19 protein-coding genes are annotated in these 18,252 nt (G+C 42.0%); 4 read left to right on the forward strand and 15 right to left on the reverse strand.

From position 1 onward, the window contains the following. The first annotated feature begins 58 nt into the window (after positions 1-58). Both OFN91_RS07435 and OFN91_RS07440 read left to right on the forward strand, forming a co-directional pair. A complete protein-coding gene (locus tag OFN91_RS07435; protein ID WP_270871492.1) occupies positions 59-424 on the forward strand; it encodes a DUF6984 family protein in 366 nt (121 codons plus the stop codon). 9 nt (positions 425-433) lie between these two features. Then, on the forward strand, positions 434-655 hold the full coding sequence (locus OFN91_RS07440) for a hypothetical protein (RefSeq protein ID WP_270873798.1): 222 nt from the start codon (positions 434-436) through the stop codon (positions 653-655). Positions 656-789: 134 nt separating this feature from the next. Here OFN91_RS07440 and OFN91_RS07445 read toward each other — a convergent pair whose 3' ends face one another. The 6 genes from OFN91_RS07445 to OFN91_RS07470 form a co-directional block, all read right to left on the reverse strand. Beyond that, positions 790-1,566 (reverse strand): undecaprenyl-diphosphate phosphatase, encoded by a 777-nt coding sequence (locus tag OFN91_RS07445; protein WP_270873799.1) that lies wholly within the window; start codon positions 1,564-1,566, stop codon positions 790-792. Continuing rightward, entirely contained in the window at positions 1,553-2,167 is a 615-nt protein-coding gene (gene thiE, locus OFN91_RS07450; protein WP_270873800.1) for a thiamine phosphate synthase, read from the reverse strand. Before thiE ends, OFN91_RS07445 begins: the two co-directional genes overlap by 14 nt. Next, positions 2,160-2,777 carry a hypothetical protein gene (locus tag OFN91_RS07455; RefSeq protein WP_270873801.1) on the reverse strand — a complete coding sequence of 206 codons (618 nt, stop codon included), beginning with the start codon at positions 2,775-2,777 and terminating at the stop codon, positions 2,160-2,162. The genes thiE and OFN91_RS07455 overlap by 8 nt, the downstream gene beginning before the upstream one ends. 62 nt (positions 2,778-2,839) lie before the next feature. Next, positions 2,840-3,568, reverse strand: a complete 729-nt coding sequence (locus OFN91_RS07460; RefSeq protein WP_270862778.1) for a basic amino acid ABC transporter substrate-binding protein — start codon at positions 3,566-3,568, stop codon at positions 2,840-2,842. 11 nt (positions 3,569-3,579) lie between these two features. Then, the gene (locus OFN91_RS07465) at positions 3,580-4,308 is read right to left on the reverse strand and encodes an amino acid ABC transporter ATP-binding protein (RefSeq protein WP_270873802.1); all 729 of its coding nucleotides are present in this window, start codon (positions 4,306-4,308) and stop codon (positions 3,580-3,582) included. Continuing rightward, positions 4,301-5,008, reverse strand: coding sequence for an amino acid ABC transporter permease (locus tag OFN91_RS07470; RefSeq protein WP_270859767.1), 708 nt, complete (start codon positions 5,006-5,008; stop codon positions 4,301-4,303). The genes OFN91_RS07465 and OFN91_RS07470 overlap by 8 nt, the downstream gene beginning before the upstream one ends. 99 nt (positions 5,009-5,107) lie before the next feature. Here OFN91_RS07470 and putP point away from each other — a divergent pair, with 99 nt between their 5' ends. Together putP and OFN91_RS07480 are read left to right on the forward strand one after the other, a co-directional pair. Next, complete coding sequence (gene putP, locus OFN91_RS07475) at positions 5,108-6,613, forward strand: sodium/proline symporter PutP (RefSeq protein WP_270873803.1); 1,506 nt, start codon at positions 5,108-5,110, stop codon at positions 6,611-6,613. Then, complete coding sequence (locus OFN91_RS07480; RefSeq protein WP_270873804.1) at positions 6,613-7,155, forward strand: HD domain-containing protein; 543 nt, start codon at positions 6,613-6,615, stop codon at positions 7,153-7,155. The genes putP and OFN91_RS07480 overlap by 1 nt, the downstream gene beginning before the upstream one ends. A gap of 484 nt (positions 7,156-7,639) precedes the next feature. On the opposite strand, the gene OFN91_RS07485 is transcribed toward OFN91_RS07480, so the two are convergent. The 9 genes from OFN91_RS07485 to OFN91_RS07525 all read right to left on the reverse strand — a co-directional run bounded on the left by OFN91_RS07485 (position 7,640) and on the right by OFN91_RS07525 (position 18,251). Then, positions 7,640-8,668, reverse strand: coding sequence for a GDSL-type esterase/lipase family protein (locus tag OFN91_RS07485; protein WP_270873805.1), 1,029 nt, complete (start codon positions 8,666-8,668; stop codon positions 7,640-7,642). Further along, a complete protein-coding gene (locus OFN91_RS07490; protein WP_270873806.1) occupies positions 8,661-9,743 on the reverse strand; it encodes an SGNH/GDSL hydrolase family protein in 1,083 nt (360 codons plus the stop codon). Before OFN91_RS07490 ends, OFN91_RS07485 begins: the two co-directional genes overlap by 8 nt. Further along, the gene (locus tag OFN91_RS07495; RefSeq protein WP_270873807.1) at positions 9,744-11,261 is read right to left on the reverse strand and encodes an MBOAT family O-acyltransferase; all 1,518 of its coding nucleotides are present in this window, start codon (positions 11,259-11,261) and stop codon (positions 9,744-9,746) included. A gap of 58 nt (positions 11,262-11,319) precedes the next feature. Then, on the reverse strand, positions 11,320-13,596 hold the full coding sequence (metE, locus tag OFN91_RS07500; protein WP_270873808.1) for a 5-methyltetrahydropteroyltriglutamate--homocysteine S-methyltransferase: 2,277 nt from the start codon (positions 13,594-13,596) through the stop codon (positions 11,320-11,322). Between the two features lie 690 nt (positions 13,597-14,286). Next, positions 14,287-15,318 carry a tRNA 2-thiouridine(34) synthase MnmA gene (mnmA, locus tag OFN91_RS07505; RefSeq protein WP_270871477.1) on the reverse strand — a complete coding sequence of 344 codons (1,032 nt, stop codon included), beginning with the start codon at positions 15,316-15,318 and terminating at the stop codon, positions 14,287-14,289. Further along, entirely contained in the window at positions 15,315-15,917 is a 603-nt protein-coding gene (locus tag OFN91_RS07510) for a TIGR00730 family Rossman fold protein (protein ID WP_270870043.1), read from the reverse strand. The genes mnmA and OFN91_RS07510 overlap by 4 nt, the downstream gene beginning before the upstream one ends. 14 nt (positions 15,918-15,931) lie before the next feature. After that, positions 15,932-16,705: a nucleotide-binding protein gene (locus tag OFN91_RS07515; RefSeq protein ID WP_270873809.1), complete on the reverse strand. Its 774-nt coding sequence runs from the start codon at positions 16,703-16,705 to the stop codon at positions 15,932-15,934. Next, complete coding sequence (gene folK, locus OFN91_RS07520) at positions 16,702-17,220, reverse strand: 2-amino-4-hydroxy-6-hydroxymethyldihydropteridine diphosphokinase (RefSeq protein WP_270873810.1); 519 nt, start codon at positions 17,218-17,220, stop codon at positions 16,702-16,704. The genes OFN91_RS07515 and folK overlap by 4 nt, the downstream gene beginning before the upstream one ends. Further along, positions 17,220-18,251 carry a M24 family metallopeptidase gene (locus OFN91_RS07525; RefSeq protein WP_270873811.1) on the reverse strand — a complete coding sequence of 344 codons (1,032 nt, stop codon included), beginning with the start codon at positions 18,249-18,251 and terminating at the stop codon, positions 17,220-17,222. The genes folK and OFN91_RS07525 overlap by 1 nt, the downstream gene beginning before the upstream one ends. Position 18,252 lies beyond the last annotated feature (1 nt).

Raw genomic sequence — 18,252 nt, forward strand, 5'->3', positions numbered from 1 at the left:
AAAATTCGGTGGGCAAGGATACCCACCCTACGGTGCTGCAATATAGGAAGGATAACCGTTGAATAATAGCATTATTAGAAATATGACAAAAAAAGAGCAACTATTAATTAAAGTATTGCTTAAAAATAAACTAGATGATTATAAGGATATTTATTTCAAATACTCAAATAAGGTAGTTGAATGGGGCGATTGTAGTGGTAGCTTTGATTTTGTTTATGAACAAGAAATTGATCCAAAAAGCAATCGTTCATCAATAATTTCGGAAATTCGTTTTTATGATGTCGATGAAATTGTATGCGAAGCAATATTATTGGGATATATCAATAAACAGTGTTTATATTGTATTGATATAGTAAAACTAGACGAAACTGGTTTATTAATTCAATTACCAACAAATGAAAACGAATTTTTCATACCGGAATAGGATTTAAATATGATTACTGAAATTTATGTAAAAATTTTAAATGAAGATTTGTTGGTTTGGCGACCAGTTAAAGCCAAGCTTATAAAAGAAAATATTTTTAAAATAATTGACAAAAGAGATTTTGTAAATGATTTTGATGAAAATTTAGAATTTATTTTTGACGATACAGTTGAGTGCTATTGTAAAAATGGGGAATATTATGCAAATAAACGCTTTTTATTATCCGAATAATTTTGTATTTCTAAGAACTAGTATCGTAGGGTAGGCATCCTTGCCCACCATAATCATAAATAAAGAATAAAAAATGATAAAATTCTCGGTGCAGTATCCCAAAATTTGCGAAGCGAAATTTGGCGAAATTTAAATCACAAAATCACAAACAAAAACAAAATTCCTACAATAATGCGATAAATTCCAAACGGGATAAAGTCAAATTTGCTAACAAAGCTCAAAAATAGCTTTATAGCAAGAAGTGCGACGAAAAACGCCACAACGCCACCGACTAAAAATATCCAAATATTTTGCGAATTTTGCGCGAAGGTGTCAAGATTTTTGTAAGTATCATACAAAGTCGCCGCAAACATCGTAGGAATCGCAAGCAAAAAGCTAAACCTGGCCGCTAAATTTCGGCTAAGCCCACAAAGAAGCCCAGCGATAATGGTCGCTCCCGATCTAGAAGTGCCCGGCACCATAGCAAAACACTGCGAAAGCCCGATTATAAAAGCTTGTTTGTATGAAATTTCGCTGAAATGTTCGCTCTGGCTTTTAGGCGGATTTTTCTTGCGAAGTAACTCGACCACGATAAAAATCACGCCCCAAATGACAAGCATATACGCTGTCGTAGCAGGCGAAAATAGCGATTTTATCGTCTTATACATCAAAAATCCGATGATTGCTGTGGGGAAAAATCCGACCATTAGCTTCACCCAAAGCGAAAAATCCTGTTTAAGTCGCTCAAAAAACATAAAAACTACCGCTAAAATCGAGCCTAGTTGAATTACGACCTCGAAGCATTTAAGCGCGTCTGTCTGCTCCAAGCCCAAAAAATGCGACGCCAAAATCATGTGTCCTGTCGAGCTTACGGGCAAAAACTCGGTCAGCCCCTCGACAACGCCTAAAATTATCGCACTAATTATATCCATTGATTATGCCTTGTAAATTTTGTATGTTTTGCGAAATGCTATTTGGTCTGTAAATCGCACTCACAAGCGCGATATAATCGGGGTTTAACGCCAAAATTTGGGCTAAATTTTGCTCGCTAATCCCGCCAATTATCGCAACTGGGATTTCAAGCTCACGCTTTGCCATTTGCACGATTTCGTGCGGACAAAGCGAGGCCTCTTTTTTGGTGGAGCTGGCAAACATCGCCCCAAACGCAGCGTAACTCGCACCACCCTCTTGCGCCGCTCTCGCTCGCTCTAAATCAGAGTAGCAAGTTACGCCGATGATTTTATCTCGCCCCAAATACTCTCGCACGGATTTTATCTCGCCGTCATCCTTGCCGATATGCACGCCGTGAGCGCGGAGTTTTTTCGCCAAAGCGACATTATCATTGATGATTAGCTTCGCGCCATAATCCTCGCAAAGTGAGATTAGCGAGGCGATGAGAGTTTCGTCTTGGCACGGGAGTTTGGAGCGATACTGCACGAGTTTGACGCCACTATCTAAAATTTCACGCACCTGCGAAAAAACACTAGAATTTGGCGTCAAAACATCATCGGTAATGGCGTAAATTTCACTCATTGATTGACATTTCTATCGTTGGTTTGTTTGGAGTTGGCTCTTCTGTTTTAGGCGCAGGTTGCTCTGCACTAGGCTCTTTTTTAGGCTCAGAAGGCTTTGATTTTGGCTCATCTTTTATGCCAAAGGCGCATTTGCTTACCTTTGAATATTTTTTGCCAAAAAACCCTTTTTCGCCCTCAATCGCCAAAACGCTAGCCTTCACAAACGCCTCTTTATCGTCGTTTTTAGGCATAGCAAGTCCAGCCCTTACCAAATCTAGCCCCAAATTTGACTTTTCGGTGCTGATATCGCAAATCAGCTCGTTTTTGCCCTCGGCTTTGATTTTTATGAAATATCGCTGGGTTGGGACGAGAAATTTTTCGATCATATTTTTTTGATCTTTTTTGAAAGTTTTTAAATCTTTTTTGTCTTTGATACATTTAGCGACTTGCTTTTCACTAATTAGCGTAACTTCGCTAAATTTGCACATTAGCCTTGTCTTGCCCCGTTTAAAAAGCAATCTATCCTCGTCTTGGACGAAGCCTAGGAATTTCGCCACGATAAAATCATCATTTCTCGCACACGCACTCGTAACCAAAAGCGATAAAAATATAAAAATCAGTTTTTTCATAAAAGCCCTTTAAATAGAAAAAAGCGCAAAATTTAAAGGCTAAATTTTGCGCCAAATTTGGATTATTTTAGGTTGTATTTTTCTAAAAGTTTGTCGTATGAGCCATCTTTCTTCATCTCATCGATTGCTTTGTTGAATTTCTCCACAAGCTCAGGATATTTGCCCTTATCGAAAGCAAAGGCAAATCCGTCGCTTCCGTCAGACTCTCTCATAAACTCCACGATATCGTCGTTTTTCTTCAAATACTCCACGCCCACAGATGAATCCACGCAAAGCGCATCGACCTTTTTGTTTTTTACTAGTAGCACGCCAGCAAACACGGTTTCTGCTGGATTGACATCTGCGCTAGGAATTTCGCGGATTGCGTTTTCTTGGATTGTGCCAAGTTGCGCTGTTAGGCGTTTGCCTTTAAGATCGTCTTTGGTTTTTAGGCTATCGTCGTCTTTGTGTTTGATATATAAATTTTCAACCTCATAGTATGAATTTGTGAAATCCACAGCGTTTCTTCTCTCTGCTGTCGCGCTCATACCTGATCCTGCTAGATCGATTTTGCCGCTTTTTAGCGCTGGGATTAAGCCGTCAAAGCTCATATTTAAAATTTCGATTTTCAAATCGGCTCTTTTTGAAATTTCATTTACCAAATCAATATCAAATCCAGTGATAGTTGAGTTTTCATCTACGAACTCAAATGGCGGATATTCGGCGTTTGTGCCCATTACATAGACATCTTTTGCACAAGCAATTGAGCCAACCAAGCTAGCTGCCAACATAAATTTAAGAAATTTTTTCATTTCTGCTCCTTTTAATGGTTTAAAATTTTGTTTAAAAAGTCTTTTAAGCGCGGATTTTGCGGATTTTCAAAAACATTTTTAGGCGTATCATCGACTAAAATATTTCCGCCGTCCATAAAAAATATTCTATTTGCCACATTGCGCGCAAAGCCCATTTCATGGGTTACGACAAGCATTGTAATGCCCTCTTTGGCAACCTCTTTCATAAGAGCTAAAACCTCACCTATCATCTCAGGATCTAGCGCGCTCGTAGGCTCGTCGAAGAGTATCACATCTGGGTTCATCGCTAGGCTTCTAGCGATTGCGATGCGCTGTTTTTGCCCGCCTGAGAGTTTGTGCGGGAAAGCCTCCGCCTTGCTTTCCAAACCCACTTTTCGCAAAAGCTCCATTGCCTTTTCTTTGGCTTTTTCTGGGGTATAAATTCCAGCTTTTACCGGGGCTAGGGTTAAATTTTGCAAAACATTTTTATTCGCAAAAAGGTTAAAATGCTGAAAAACCATGCTGACTTTTTGGCGAATTTTATTGATATCGGTTTTTTTATCGGTAATGTCTGCGCCACCGATTTTGATACTGCCCTCGCTTGGGGTTTCGAGCAAATTTAAACATCTCAAAAATGTCGATTTTCCACTCCCACTAGGTCCGATGATTGCGACAATATCGCCTTTATTTATGGTTTTTGAAATGTTTTTCAAAACACAAAGCTCGCCATAATTTTTGCTTAAATTTGTAATCTCAATCATGTCTATTTAGCCTTGATTCTAAAATTTTAACCAAAAGCGAGAAAAATTTCACACTCGCATAATAAATCACACCCGCGAAAAGTATCGGCTGAACCGTATATAGCGAGGCTTGCAGGCTTTTTGAATAAAATGTCAAATCCGTAATCGCTACAAGTCCCACGACCGAAGTTTCTTTAAAAAGGCTGATAAATTCGTTTGCCAAAGCTGGCAAGATATTTTTTATCGCTTGCGGGAAAACAATGACTTTCATCGCTGTCGAATACGACAGACCCATAGCGCGCGCAGCCTCCATTTGACCGCGATCGACGCTGTTTATTCCACTACGGACGATCTCGCACACATAGGCCGAGCTGTTAAGACCTAACGCTACGATTGCGGCGAAAATATTGTTTTGCCAAGTCGCAAAAACGACAAAAACAAAAATCATAAGCTGTATGATTATCGGCGTGCCACGGATGATATCGACATACTCGTCGATAATAAAATTTAAAATTTTATTATCCAAAAATTTCAAAAACGCCAAAATAAATCCCAAAACTATACCAAGCGCGATACCGCCACTTGTGAGTATCAGCGTAACACCATAAGCATTTACAAGCGCCATTTTGCGCGCGTCTGTTAAGTTATCTGGATAGCAAAAATAAATTCCTGCGCAGATGATAATCAACGAAAAAACAATCTTTAAAATTCTCTCGTTCAATCCCCAGCCTTTAAATTAAAATTTAGCCTAAAAGCATACTAAAATTTTGATAAATTTCAAGTAAATTTTGATAAAATCGCACCTTTTAAGGAGTGGAAAATGAGTTATTGGATCTATGCCTCGATCGCTATGTATTTCCTAGCCCTCGTCATCATCGGCAGACACTACTACGACAAAAACGCAAGCCTGAGCGAATACCTCATCGACAATCGCAGATTAAACCCCTTTGTAACCGCACTTAGCGCAGGTGCAAGCGATATGAGCGGTTGGATGCTTCTAGGGCTTCCTGGGGCGTTTTTTGCTACTGGAATTAGCACAGTTTGGATTGCAATCGGACTTTGTATCGGTGCGTGGTGTGCGTATAAATTTCTCGCAAAAAGGCTTAGAATTTACACCGAAGTCGCAAGCGATAGCATTACAATCCCTGATTTTTTGGAAAATCGTTTTAAAGACAAAACAAAATCTCTTCGCATAATCTCTGGGCTTTTGATTATCGTATTTTTCACGCTATATGTTTCTAGCGGAATCATCGCAGGCGGAAAGAGCTTTGAGACATTTTTCGGACTAAATTTCGCTTACGGCGCGATTGCGACGATTTGTATCGTTGTGTTTTATACATTTTTTGGCGGATTTAAGGCCGTGGCGATAACAGACGCTTTTCAAGGCGCGTTAATGTTTATAGTGCTAATTATGATTCCAGCATTTTCGTTTAATGCGCTACAAATCCCAGATAGTTCGAGCTTTTGGAACGAGGTATCAAAAATCAGTCCGTCGCATTTGGATCTGTTTGAGGGGCAAACTTTTCTTGGAATTTTGGGGCTTTTGTCATGGGGGTTTGGCTATTTTGGACAGCCTCATATCATCGTGCGATTTATGGCGATTAGAAATTCAGCCGAGATGAGTTCTGCGCGCAGAATTGGCATTTCGTGGATGGTTTTTGGACTGCTTGGGGCGATGGCTAGCGGACTAATCGGCCTAGTGTATTTTCACCAAAACTCCCTATCTATCAGTGATCCAGAGAAAATTTTCCTAGAACTTGGCAAAATTTTCTTCCACCCATTTATCCTTGGCGTGATTATTTCAGCCGTGCTAGCTGCGATTATGAGCACGATTTCTAGCCAGCTTTTGGTCAGTGCTAGCTCGGTTACAAAAGATTTCATTTTCGCATTTTATAAAAAAGAGGTCTCATCAGCCACGCAAACCCTAGTCTCCCGCCTCGCGGTCGTTTTCATCGCGGTGCTAGCTACGATTGCGGCGTTTTTGTGGGACGATAGCGTCTTAAATGTCGTCGGACACGCTTGGGCGGGCTTTGGCGCGAGTTTTGGCGCGGTGCTGCTTTTTAGCCTGTATTCTAAACACATGAGCGCTTTAAGCGCGCTGTGTGGCATGCTAGTGGGCGGAATCACCGTCATAATCTGGATAATTGCCGATTTATCGGGCTATATTTATTCGCTACTGCCCGGATTTACATTTTCGATGATTGCCATAATGCTAGTCAATAAATACAACTCTGTGCTAGATAAAATGGCGGACGAGCCAAATTTAAGCGAAATTTCAATCGAATTTGAAAAAATGAAAGCACGAAACGAAAGCGAGAAAAAATAATGTTAAATTTGAAAATGGCAAAAGATTTAATCTCAGGCGCAATTTCACAGCCAAATTTAATCGCGCATTGCGAAAATGTAATGGCCGCAATGGGGGCTATGGCGGAGCATTTCGGCGAGGATAAAGAATACTGGCAAGCAATCGGCTATCTGCACGATTTCGACTACGAAAAATTCCCAGACGAGCACCTAGCGCACACGAAGGGGCCACTTTTGGGCGCTGGCGTAGATGAAGCTAGCGTGCGGGCGATACTCAGCCACGGATACGGCATTTGCACTGATGTCAAGCCGATTTCAAATTTAGAAAAAAGCCTATTTTGCGTCGATGAGCTAACAGGCATAATCGATGCCTGCGCCAAAATGCGCCCAAACGGCTTTGCGGATTTAGGCGCTAGCAGTGTAATGAAGAAATTTAAAGATAAAAAATTTGCCGCCAAATGCGATAGAAGCGTGATTTTAAAGGGTTACGAAATGCTTAATATGGACATTAAAGAAGTAGTGGAAATTTGCATAAAAGGCATGAGAGAACTGCACCAGGCCTGATACAGCAGTGAAATTTTAAATTTCAAATTTCTGCAAAATACTGCCCCGAAATTTTAAATTCATAGATTAGCACGAATTTTGCCTAATTTGTCATTGCGAGAGCCGAAAGGCTCGAAGCAATCTACGAGCATAAAATTTAAAGTGTGTAAATTCACTGTCATTGCGAGGCGTGATAACGCCGAAGCAATCCAGTAAAATTTAAAGCAAAATTCTACTTAAATTTAGCATTGAACGAACACTGAAATTTTAGGCGAAATTTTATAAATTCTGCAAAAACACTGCCTTGAAATTTTATATTCGTAGATTGCTTCGAATTTTTGCTTCGCAAAAAATTCTCGCAATGACAAATTGGAAGTAAAATTTAAGTTGAAGTGTGCTGAAAATTTTACTGGATTGCTTCGCTTTGCTCGCAATGACAGATTATACAAAATTTACAAATTCCGGGGCAGTGTTTAAAAGGTTGCGCTAGCGGGTTATGCTAAATTTAAAATTCTATCAAATTTCGCTTCAAAAGCCTGGCTAGATTTTGCCCAAGCCTCTCGTAACCCCCAGCTTCTAGGTGGATTTCATCGGGTCTGATTAGCCCCATTTTGCGCCAGCCCTCCCAGCCTCCATCCTCGCTCATCGCCATATCAAAATCATAAAACATAAGCCTCATATCGCTGGCTAGGTGCCTTATCACGGCTGCTGCGCGCGCGGCGTTTGGCACTTTGGGGCTGCGAGGCGGGGCAATGAGCAGGATTTTTGCTCTGCGCGAGCCTTTGCGAAGCGAGCGCACCAACCCCCGTAGAGTCGCGTAAAATTTCGCCTCATCAAAGTTGCTATCAAGGGCGTCGTTTGTGCCATAAGCGATGATAAAAAGCTCGTAATCAAGTCGTGCCAAATCCCTAATAAAGGCGTTTTTGCCCCATTTTTGATACACACTCGAATACGCGCCATTACTAGCGCAACTATCAGCGAAACTGCCATTTTTGCGGTAAATTTTATACCCGCCAAGCTCGGCTCCCTCGCGCAAAGAGCGGATTTGCACCGGAAAAGCGAGCGTAAAGCGAGTGTATTCCCAAGAATTTCGCAAAAGATGATTTATGCGAAATTTCCGCCCGCTAGCGTCGATAATCTCGAAAATTTCGCCATTTCCGCCCACTCTGTGAAGCACTTCGACCTCAAATTCGCCACTTAGCTTTTTAAGCTCGATTTGCAAGCTCGCCCCATTTCTCGCCCTTGCGATGACCCCACATAGCGGGAAATCCGGGTCTGTATCCCTGCGCGATGAGATAATCTCAAAGCCCTCGTTTTTAAATTTCACCGCCTCACTAGCGTGGAATTTAGGCATTAGCGGGGCGATAAAGCCCACGCTATCGTCGCCTCCACCAAAAAATTCATCTCTAAATGCCTGTATTAGCGCGTCGCTTCCAAGGTGTGAATCGCCCAAAAACTTCACCCCAAAGCCCTGCGCTAGCGCGCCACTAATGCAGAGCAAAACCGCGAAAAGCGCGCGCACAAGGCTATTCAACGCTAATCCTTGCTAAGATTTTTTGGGTTATGATTTCACAGCCTTTTTTACTGATGTGGATTCCGTCGTCTTGGCGGACGCGAATTTGGCTTTTGCCATTTTTGAGATAGACCTTGTATGCGCCATTTTCACACACAAATGGGCTTGTAGGCATGTAAATTTCGCCAAATTCTTTATTCACACTTTTATAGACTTTGTTAATCGCCTCGGTTTTTTGCTCAAATTTCGCTTCGTTCATGCACGGAAGCCCCAGCCACAGCACCTTTGCGCCGTATTTTTCGGCAGTATCGTAAATCTCCCTGACCCTGCTAGCATAAAATTCGCTCCAAACCTCGCTCCCTACGCTTCGCACAGCTCCATTAATCTTGCGCGGGTGAGTATCGTTCGCACCCAAAAACACCACCACTAGCCCGATATTTTCGTTATTTGCCAAATTTTCGGATAAAACCTGTTGCCAGTTGTGCCCCTTTTTATCGACTAGGCCGGTTGATTGCTTGCTAAGATCTAGCACTTTTAGCCCTGATTTTGGGAAAAATTTCTTAGCGCTCATACCCACATACTGCATTAGGCTATCGCCGATAAATAGCACGGTTTGACCGGCTTTAAGCGCGATTTTTTCATTAGATTTTTTCGCAATTTTTGGCTTGGAAACTGGCGCGGTTTCGTTCGCCTCGCTAGGCTTTGGCACGCTTAAATTCGCGCTTTTGTTATTATCAATTTTAGGCAAAGTTGTATCGGTTAGCTTGACTGCTTCGATTTTTTTGAGCTCGCGCTCGATGATTGCATCTTTATCGCTTGGAGCGATAACGGGCGCAGTGTTACTAGCAAGCGTGTAAGTGGCTGTTTGCGGAGAGAAGCTCGCAAATTTCGCCTTTAAATTTGGCGTGAAATTTTGGATTTTTTGGCTAATGTTTGATTGTAATTCGCCCCCAAATCTCAAAGGCGAATTCGTCAAATACTCTTCTAAACCAAAATTCGAGCCAAAGCGCGAATTCGCGTAATAAATCAAGGAATTTTGCGCAAAAAAAGCTAAAATCAAAAACGCCACAACCAACGAAAACAAAAATTTAATCATCTAAAAACTCGCATAAATAAAATTTGGAATTCCACTTGGCATCAAAAGATAAATCGCGCAAAAAACCGCGCCCAAAACTACCCCTTTTAGCCAAAATGGCAATCTCTTTAAAAAGCCCTCAATTAGGCGGTTTGTAACCAAAAATTTAGGATAAATCAAAACAAAAATCAAAACAGCCAAAACTAGCAAAATTTCAAATTTGCTCTGATAAATCGGCGCTGTGATTAAAGCCGAGAAAATCGCGCCAATCTCGCTAAAATCAGTGTTTGCGAAAAACACCCACGCAAAACTGACATAGATAAAGGTAATCAACCTAGAAAAGTGTAAATTTAGCGGCTTTACTTTGCAGGCGCGTAGGCACTTTAACCACACGCATGCTAAGCCATGCAACGCCCCCCAAATGGCGAAATTTAGCCCCACTCCATGCCAAATTCCAGAGAGCAAAAACGCTAGCATTATATTCAAATTCATACGCCAAAACTTCCACGCACCGCGCACTTCGACAAATTCGATTATCTCTTTTTTGGCTTTTTTCTTTTTCTTTTTCTTTGCGCCGATTTTGAGCTTTACTGGCAGTTTTTTGCCCCAGCCACAATTCCCGCCAAGCGGAATATAAATGTAATCGCGGATAAAGGTAGAAAGGCTGATATGCCACCTATCCCAAAACTGATCGATATTTCGCGCAGTATATGGCATGTGAAAGTTGCGTGGCAAAGCAAATCCAAGTGCCAGCGCTAGGGCGCGCGCAATGTCGATAAATCCGCTAAAATTCGTATAAATCACAAAAGAATAAAGCAAAATCGCCAACACAATTTTTAGTGCGCTAACCTCGCTAAAATCGTAAATATTGCTAAAAATCTCACCCACAAACGGCGTGAGATGACCGCAAATGACAAGAACTTTAAAAGCGCCGATGATAAAAAACGCGAGAATTTTATCGCCGTTTTTAAAGCTCTTTTTTTGATTAAATTGTGGCAAAACCGGATAAATTTTAATGTATCCTTTGGAATTTTTATGCACGACTGCCCTGCCTATGGGACCCATTACCACGCTTGGGAAAAACGCGAGATAGCAAAGCAAACTCAAAAAATCCGCCCCCTCGCACTGCTTTTTGCCCACAGCCACGAGATAGGTTATCGACATAAAAGTGTAGTATGAAATGCCCAGTGGCAGGGCGATTGACTCGATTGGGGAAAGTCCAAAAAAATTTGTAACAATGGCGAAAAATTCTCTAATATGGCTAAAATATTTGAAAAAACACAAAAAACAAATAGAGCCAAAAACTGCCGATAAAATGGCAGAATTGCTGGAATTTCGCCTCAAAAATTTCCCAGCAAAATAGATAAAGCACGAGTAAGCAAACAAAATCGCGCCAAATTTTGGGCTTACAGAGCAGACGAAGCCGTAACTTGCAGCCAAAATTAGGATTTTTTGGATAAAGACGCTGTCTTTTTGCGACCAATACAGGGCAAAAAACAGCGTAAAAAGCAAAATAAACTCGGGCGAAAAAAATGTCATTTTAGTTGATTATGAAGCGCGCAGGGCTTTGCACCGCCCTGCTCGCGCTGCATTACTCCTATCCTCTTACGATTTTCACAGCTTCTACCATATTTTTTAAGCTTGGTTTTACCTCTTCCCATTTGCGAGTTTTAAGCCCACAATCAGGATTTATCCAAAGCTGAGATTTTGGTAAAACTTCTAAAAGTGCGTTGATTTGCGCTACCATTTCCTCTACGCTTGGCACGCGAGGGCTGTGTATATCATACACGCCAGGTCCTACTTCTTGTTTGTAGCCGACCGATTTAAAAATTTTAAGTAATTCGTTGCCAGAACGCGCCGTTTCTATGCTGATAACATCGGCGTCCATCGCTTCAATCGTTTTGATAATATCGTTAAATTCAGAATAGCACATGTGAGTGTGAATTTGCGTCTTAGCGTCTGCGCTTGAAACTGCGAGCTTAAACGCTCCGACTGAAAATTTTTCATACTCGCCGATATTTTCCTTACGAAGTGGATAACCCTCTTTAAAGGCTGCTTCATCGACCTGGATTATCTTAATACCTGCAACTTGTAAATCAGAAATTTCATCACTAATTGCCAAAGCTAGTTGCTTGACAACCTCGCTTCTAGGCTTATCATCACGCACAAACGACCAATTCATAATAGTTACAGGTCCAGTTAGCATACCCTTCATAATCTTGCTTGTTTTGCCTTGCGCGTATTTTATCCACTCCACGGTCATCGCCTTTGGACGGCTAACATCGCCAAATAAAAGTGGCGGTTTTACGCAGCGACTGCCGTAGCTTTGCACCCAGCCGTTTGCGCTAAATGCGTAGCCTTTGAGCTGTTCGCCAAAATACTCAACCATGTCGTTTCGCTCAGGCTCACCATGGACTAAAATATCAAGCCCAATCTCTTCTTGAAACGCCACACACTCATCGATATAGGCTTTTATGTCTTTTTCGTAGGCTTCCTTGCTAATTAGACCCTTTTTATAGGCGTTGCGGACTTGGCGAAGTTCAGTTGTTTGTGGGAAAGAGCCTATCGTCGTGGTCGGCAAATCGCCGTAAGCAAGGGCTTCGCGCTGAATTTTAATGCGGTCTTCAAATTTATCACTTCGCTCAAATTTGGTTAAATTTTTCACGCGATTTTGCACCGCTATATCGTGGATTAACGGCGAATTTAAGCGTGTTTTGGCAGATTTTTGATTTTCTTCATATTTTTTGATACCGCTGTCGCAGATTGGAATTTTAAAGAAAAGGTGCGTTAAAATGCAGACTTCTTCTAGTTTTTCACACGCAAAACTTAGCCACAATTTAATCTCAGGGTTTAGTTTTTCTTCATATTTTAGCGTAAATGGCACATGCAAAAGCGAACACGAAGTTCCCACATAAAGGCGATCTTTGCTGACATACTGCGCGACGAATTCCAAAAATTCTAGTTTTTTATCAATGTCGCTTTTCCATATATTTCGTCCATCAATAACCCCTGCAAATAGCGTAGTTTTCGCATTTTTTAGGATTTCAAGCTCGGCTTTGATATTTTCTTTACTCGCATAGACGAAATCTAACCCCACAGCCCAAATGTCCGTTTTAACGACTTCTTTTAACGCTTCTGTGGCGTGTTCGAAATATGTCATAAATACGATTTTAATGTTTGAAGCGACCGAATTTAGCTTGTTATAAACAGGTGCGATTTTTCCCGTTAGCTCCACGCCCCTATCGGTTACGAAAATCGGCTCGTCTATTTGAACGACGACTTCGTTATCAAGGGCTGAAATCTCGCCTAGAAGCTCGGCGTATTTTTCTACTAGCTCATCAAGTTTAGCTAGTGGTTCGCTTCCGTCCGTGCTTTTTGAAAGTGCTAGATAAGTTATCGGTCCGATTAAATTTATCTTCAACGCGCAACTATCCTTAAAATCGTTATTTTTAGCTGCTTTGTATTCGTTTAGAATTTTGTCTGCGTTTAGGCTAAATTTTGTATTTTTGCTGATTTCAGGCACGATGTAGTGGTAGTTTGTGTTAAACCACTTTGTCATTTCCATTGCCACGGCGTCTTTGTTTCCACGCGCCATCGCAAAATACTGCTCCGCTCCACTCAAAGGCGCAAATCTCTCAGGCACTGCGCCAAAAAGCACGCTATTATCGAGCATTAAATCATAAAATGAGAAATCATTTACGCTAATTAAGCCAGTCCATGCCTCTAACTGGTATTTTATGTGACGATCTTTTAACTCGTCTGCTACCTTTTCTAGTGCGCCAAGTTCGCACTTTCCTGCCCAAAAACTCTCTAATGCTTTTTTTAATTCTCGTTGCTCGCCAATGCGCGGAAAACCTGTGATATAACTTTTCATTTTTATCCTTTTTGTTTTAAAATTTTATAAATTGTATTGAGAAAAAGTCTGAATTTTGCGCCGCTAGCGCGGCATGAATATGCGTGAATAAATGATTAGCCCTAGAAAAACACCGATAATATCAAGTCGCCATGGGACAACGCATTTATTGCTTCCTTTAAATTTCAAATTAATCTGAGCATTTTAGCCTTATTTTGCTTTGATATAGATAAAATTTTGAAATTTTAATTTCCACAAACACTGCCCCGGAATTTTACTTTGCAATTGCACAGAAATGCGAAGCATTTCAGTAAAATAAAATCAGCTAAATTTAGAAAAACGAAGTTTTTCTAAATTTAGCCACCTTGTAAAGCGTCGTCGAGGGTTGGGGGATTGTAAGGGGGAAGGGGCGCGACCTCGCAAAATGAGCGTAGCGACGGCGACAGCCGGCATTTCTTGCGAGCGAAGCGAAGCAGAGTAATTCAAGCCCCCTTCCCCCTTACGGAGAATTTCAAAATTTAGCCTAAAATTCAAAAATCGTTCAATGCTAAATTTAGGTTGAATTTCGAATTTAAATTTCCTGGATTGCTTCGAAAACTTCGTTTTCTCGCAATGACAGCAAATTTGGCGGTATGAATTTTTAAATCGTAGATTGCCACGCAAGCAAGACTTGCTCGCAATGACAATAGCTAGCGTTGCAAATTTAAAATTTTACTCAATAAACCCGCTGGCTAGCACGCGGTCCTCTTCGTCGTAAAAAACCGCCAGCTGTCCCCCAGCTACGCCATTTGCCGGCTGAGAGAGCGTGCCACTAACCCCGCCACGCTCATTTAGCGCAATTTTTACAGGGATTTTCGTGCTTCGGTATCTAAGTTTCACGCCCAAATTTGGCGCATTTAAAATTTCATCTACGCTCACAAATGCGTTTAAATTTCGCGTCGAAAACTCGTAAGTATCGAGCTCATCGCGCCCGCCGACGATGATTTCATTATTTTGTGCGTCGATTTTGAGCACGAAATGTGGCTCATGCGCGCCGTCAATGCGAAACCCGCGCCTTTTGCCGATTGTATAATGCATATAACCCTCGTGAGTGCCGATGATTTCGCCATTTGCGTTTTTTACCACGCCCGGGGTTTTGGTATTTGTGTGGCGCTGTAAAATTTCGATATAGGTATTTTCCACGAAGCAAATCTCGCTACTTTCGCTTTGCGAAGCAATTTCGATGAGCTCTGGATACGCGCTAGCCTTGGCTTTGACCTCGCTTTTAAGCATTTCGCCAAGCGGGAAAATCATAGATTTTAAGGCACTTGGATTAACATTTGCCAAAAAATAGCTTTGATCTTTGCTCTCATCGCGCGCCTTTTTTAAAAGTCCGTTTTCCACGCGCACATAATGCCCAGTGGCTAGGCGTTCGCAGCCGTTTGCAAAGGCAAATTCCAAAAGCTTGCCAAGCTTGATTGTGCGGTTACACAGCGCGCAGGGATTGGGCGTAAGGCCGTTTTGGTATGTGCGCACAAATGGCTCATAAACCTCGCGCCTAAACTCATCTTGCAAATCCAAAATATGCGTTTTTATCCCCAAAAACTCCCCTACTTTGCGCACTTTTTCGATATTTTTCTCGTGATAGCCCGGCTTTTCGTGTAGCTTCATATAGCAGCCCTCGATCTCGTGCCCAGCGTCCTTTAAAAGCTTCGCGCTCATCGAGCTATCCACGCCCCCGCTTAGGGCGACCATGATTTTCAAATTTTCTCCTTTTTGATATGCTCTATTATCTCTTCTACGCTAGAACAGAGCCTAAATCCCGCCAAATCGCCCTCATCAATCGTCCCCAAAGCCAACATTGAGCTTTTGAAAAACTCCACCAAAGGGGCGTAAAATTTGGCGTCGTATAGGTAAATTTGGGCTGTTTTAAAGCCTGTTTGTTTGAGGGTTAATACCTCAAACAGCTCGTCCATCGTCCCAAACCCGCCCGGGAAAATGACGAAAATTTCGCTATTTGCGATGAGCGCGCCTTTTCTAGGGGCGAAGGTTTTAAAATGCACATCGTGAGTCAAAAACGCATTGCTTTTTTGCTCGAAAGGAAGCTTTATGTTAAAGCCCACGCTTGGGGCTTTTGCGCGAGCAAATGCGCCTTTGTTTGCCCCGCGCATTATCCCGCCGCCTCCGCCTGTGATGACCGCATATCCCATATCAGCGAGCGCCGCACAGAGTTTTTCTGCGTCTTTGACATATTGATTGCTCGCATTTAGCCTCGCTGAGCCAAAAATCGTAACACCCGGCTCAATGAAATTTAGGCTATTTTTCGCCGTTCTGATATCTTGTAAAATTTCTCGTATTTGCATTGTGTGATTAAAATTTAGATTAAATTACTAAGCTTTCCTAGAAAGCCACCGATTCCTCCGCGCTTTGGCAAAGCTTCAAGCCCAAGTGCCACCAGCGTCCTGCTTACGCTATCACGAAGCGCGATACTAGCCTTGCAAAACGGGCGCGAAATGCTGAAAAGCTCCCTGTTTTGGGCGTTTATAAAGACATATTTATCATAAGGCATGAAGCCAACTAGCCCAAATTTCACCTCGCCCAAATTCTTTTGCGCCACGGATTTTAGGTTTTCGAATATTCCCACAGCCTCGTCCTCGCAAGAGGCAAAATTCATCAAAAACAAAATCTCTTTTTGTGGCAAATTTAGCGATTTCAAAAACGCGTAAGTATTGCTGATAGCGCAGGGTTCGTTCGCGCACACCACAATCGGCTCGGTATCAAATTCTACTAATTTTTTCGCATAATCTAGCGAAGCGTCGATTAAGATGAAGTCAAACATATCCGCGCCAAGCGTTGCGCCCAAAAAGCTCTCTATCGCACCATCTTCGCTCAAAAACACGCCGTCATTTGGCGCAATCAGCGTCAAATTTGGCAAAATTTTAAGCCCCTTGGCCTGAGAGTTTGCGAAAACAAAAATTTGGTTTTTGTCGATTTTAGCGTTTAAGATTATCTCTTGGTTATTGAAATTTGGCACTTCTAGCACGGCCACAGCGTATCCTGCGTTAGCTAAAATTTGAGCGAAATTCGCCACAATCTGGCTCTTGCCAACTCCCCCTTTTGCGCTTAGAAATGTTAGAATTTTATTTTTCATACCAAACCTTTTTCAATCATACTTCCAAGTGGATAAATCACGCTTATGCGCTCTGCTGCGCCCCTGTGCGGCACGATTAAGCGCTCGTTTCGCCTAATTTTCGCGCTAGAATACAAAATGTCAATGTCTAGCGTGCGCGGGGCGTTTTTGAAGCTTCGTTTGCGCCCAAATTTAAGCTCGATTTTTTGCATTGTTTTTAGCATTAAATTCGGTGCGAGCGAGCTTTGCACGCACAGCGTAGCGTTTAAAAAATTGCTCTGCTCTAAAAACCCAAATGGCTTGTTTTCTAAAATTTGCGACGAAGCGCAAACGAAAAAATTCGGATTTTTTTGTAGCAGATGATACACACGCTCAAAGCGCGCCCTGCTGTCGCCGATGTTTCCGCCAAGCCCTAAAATATAGCAAAATTTAAAATTCTCTTTTTTGGCGAATTTACGCGGGAAATTCCGGCTTTTTATCACTCTCACAGCCTCATTTAGCCTTAAAAACCCGTTTTTTTGCGCTAGAATTTGCATTATTCGCTCATGACCTCGCAACCATTTTTTGTCACGATTACGGTATCTTCGATCCTCACGCCAAACTCGCCTTGCAAATAAATCCCAGGCTCTATGCTAAAAATCATGCCTTCCTCTAAAATGGCCTTCGAGCGCGGGCTAATAATCGGCAGTTCGTGGATATCCACGCCCACGCCGTGCCCCGTAGAGTGCAAAAACTGCGCCCCAAAGCCCTCACTTGCGATATAATCTCGCGCGATTTTATCTATTTCGCGCGCAGCGACACCGGGTTTTACGGCGTTTATGGCGCGTTTTTGGGCTTCTTTTACAATGGCGTAAATTTTATCTTTTTTCATATCGCCAAAATTTTGATTTTTGCTAAAATTTATGCCGTTTTGTGCGCTAAATTTCGCCGTTCTTGTGCGATCCGAGCAGTAGTTTTTATATCTCACCCCAGCGTCCAATAAAAGCAAATCGCCGTCTTTTAAACGCTCATCGCTAGGCAGAGCGTGAGCCTTGGCGGCGTTTTGGTTAATCGCTACAATCGGCTCGAAGCTAAGGGCTAAATTTCCGCTATCTTTGAAAATCAAAGTCGCGTTATAAAATAGCTCTTTTTCGCTCATACCAAGCCCATTTTCGCTCACAAATTTGGCAAATTCATCAAATTTGCTGGCGCCGATTTTAGCCGCAGTGCGCAGTATTTCAAGCTCATTTTCGCTCTTTATCGTGCGACGAATTTGGCTAAAATTTGGCTTTGGGATAAAGCGCGTTTTTAAATTTTTACTTAATGCGTTAAATGCGCCAAAACTAAAATCATTAGGATCAAAAATCACAGCCCGCACCTTGTAAGAGCGCAAAATTTTACGCGTAGAAAGGGTTAAATCCGAGCTTTGCACGATTTGCGCATTTTTGGCTAACTCGCTAGCTTCGAGGCTGTATCTAGCGTCTGTGATAAAAAAACGCGCGCCATTAAGAGCTAGAAATATGCAGTTATCGCACGCATATCCACACTCCCAAAATACGGCGTTAGTATCCCTTAAAATATAGTTCATC

The organism is Campylobacter sp. JMF_08 NE1, from assembly GCF_027737875.1.
In the GTDB taxonomy this organism is placed as follows: domain Bacteria; phylum Campylobacterota; class Campylobacteria; order Campylobacterales; family Campylobacteraceae; genus Campylobacter_B.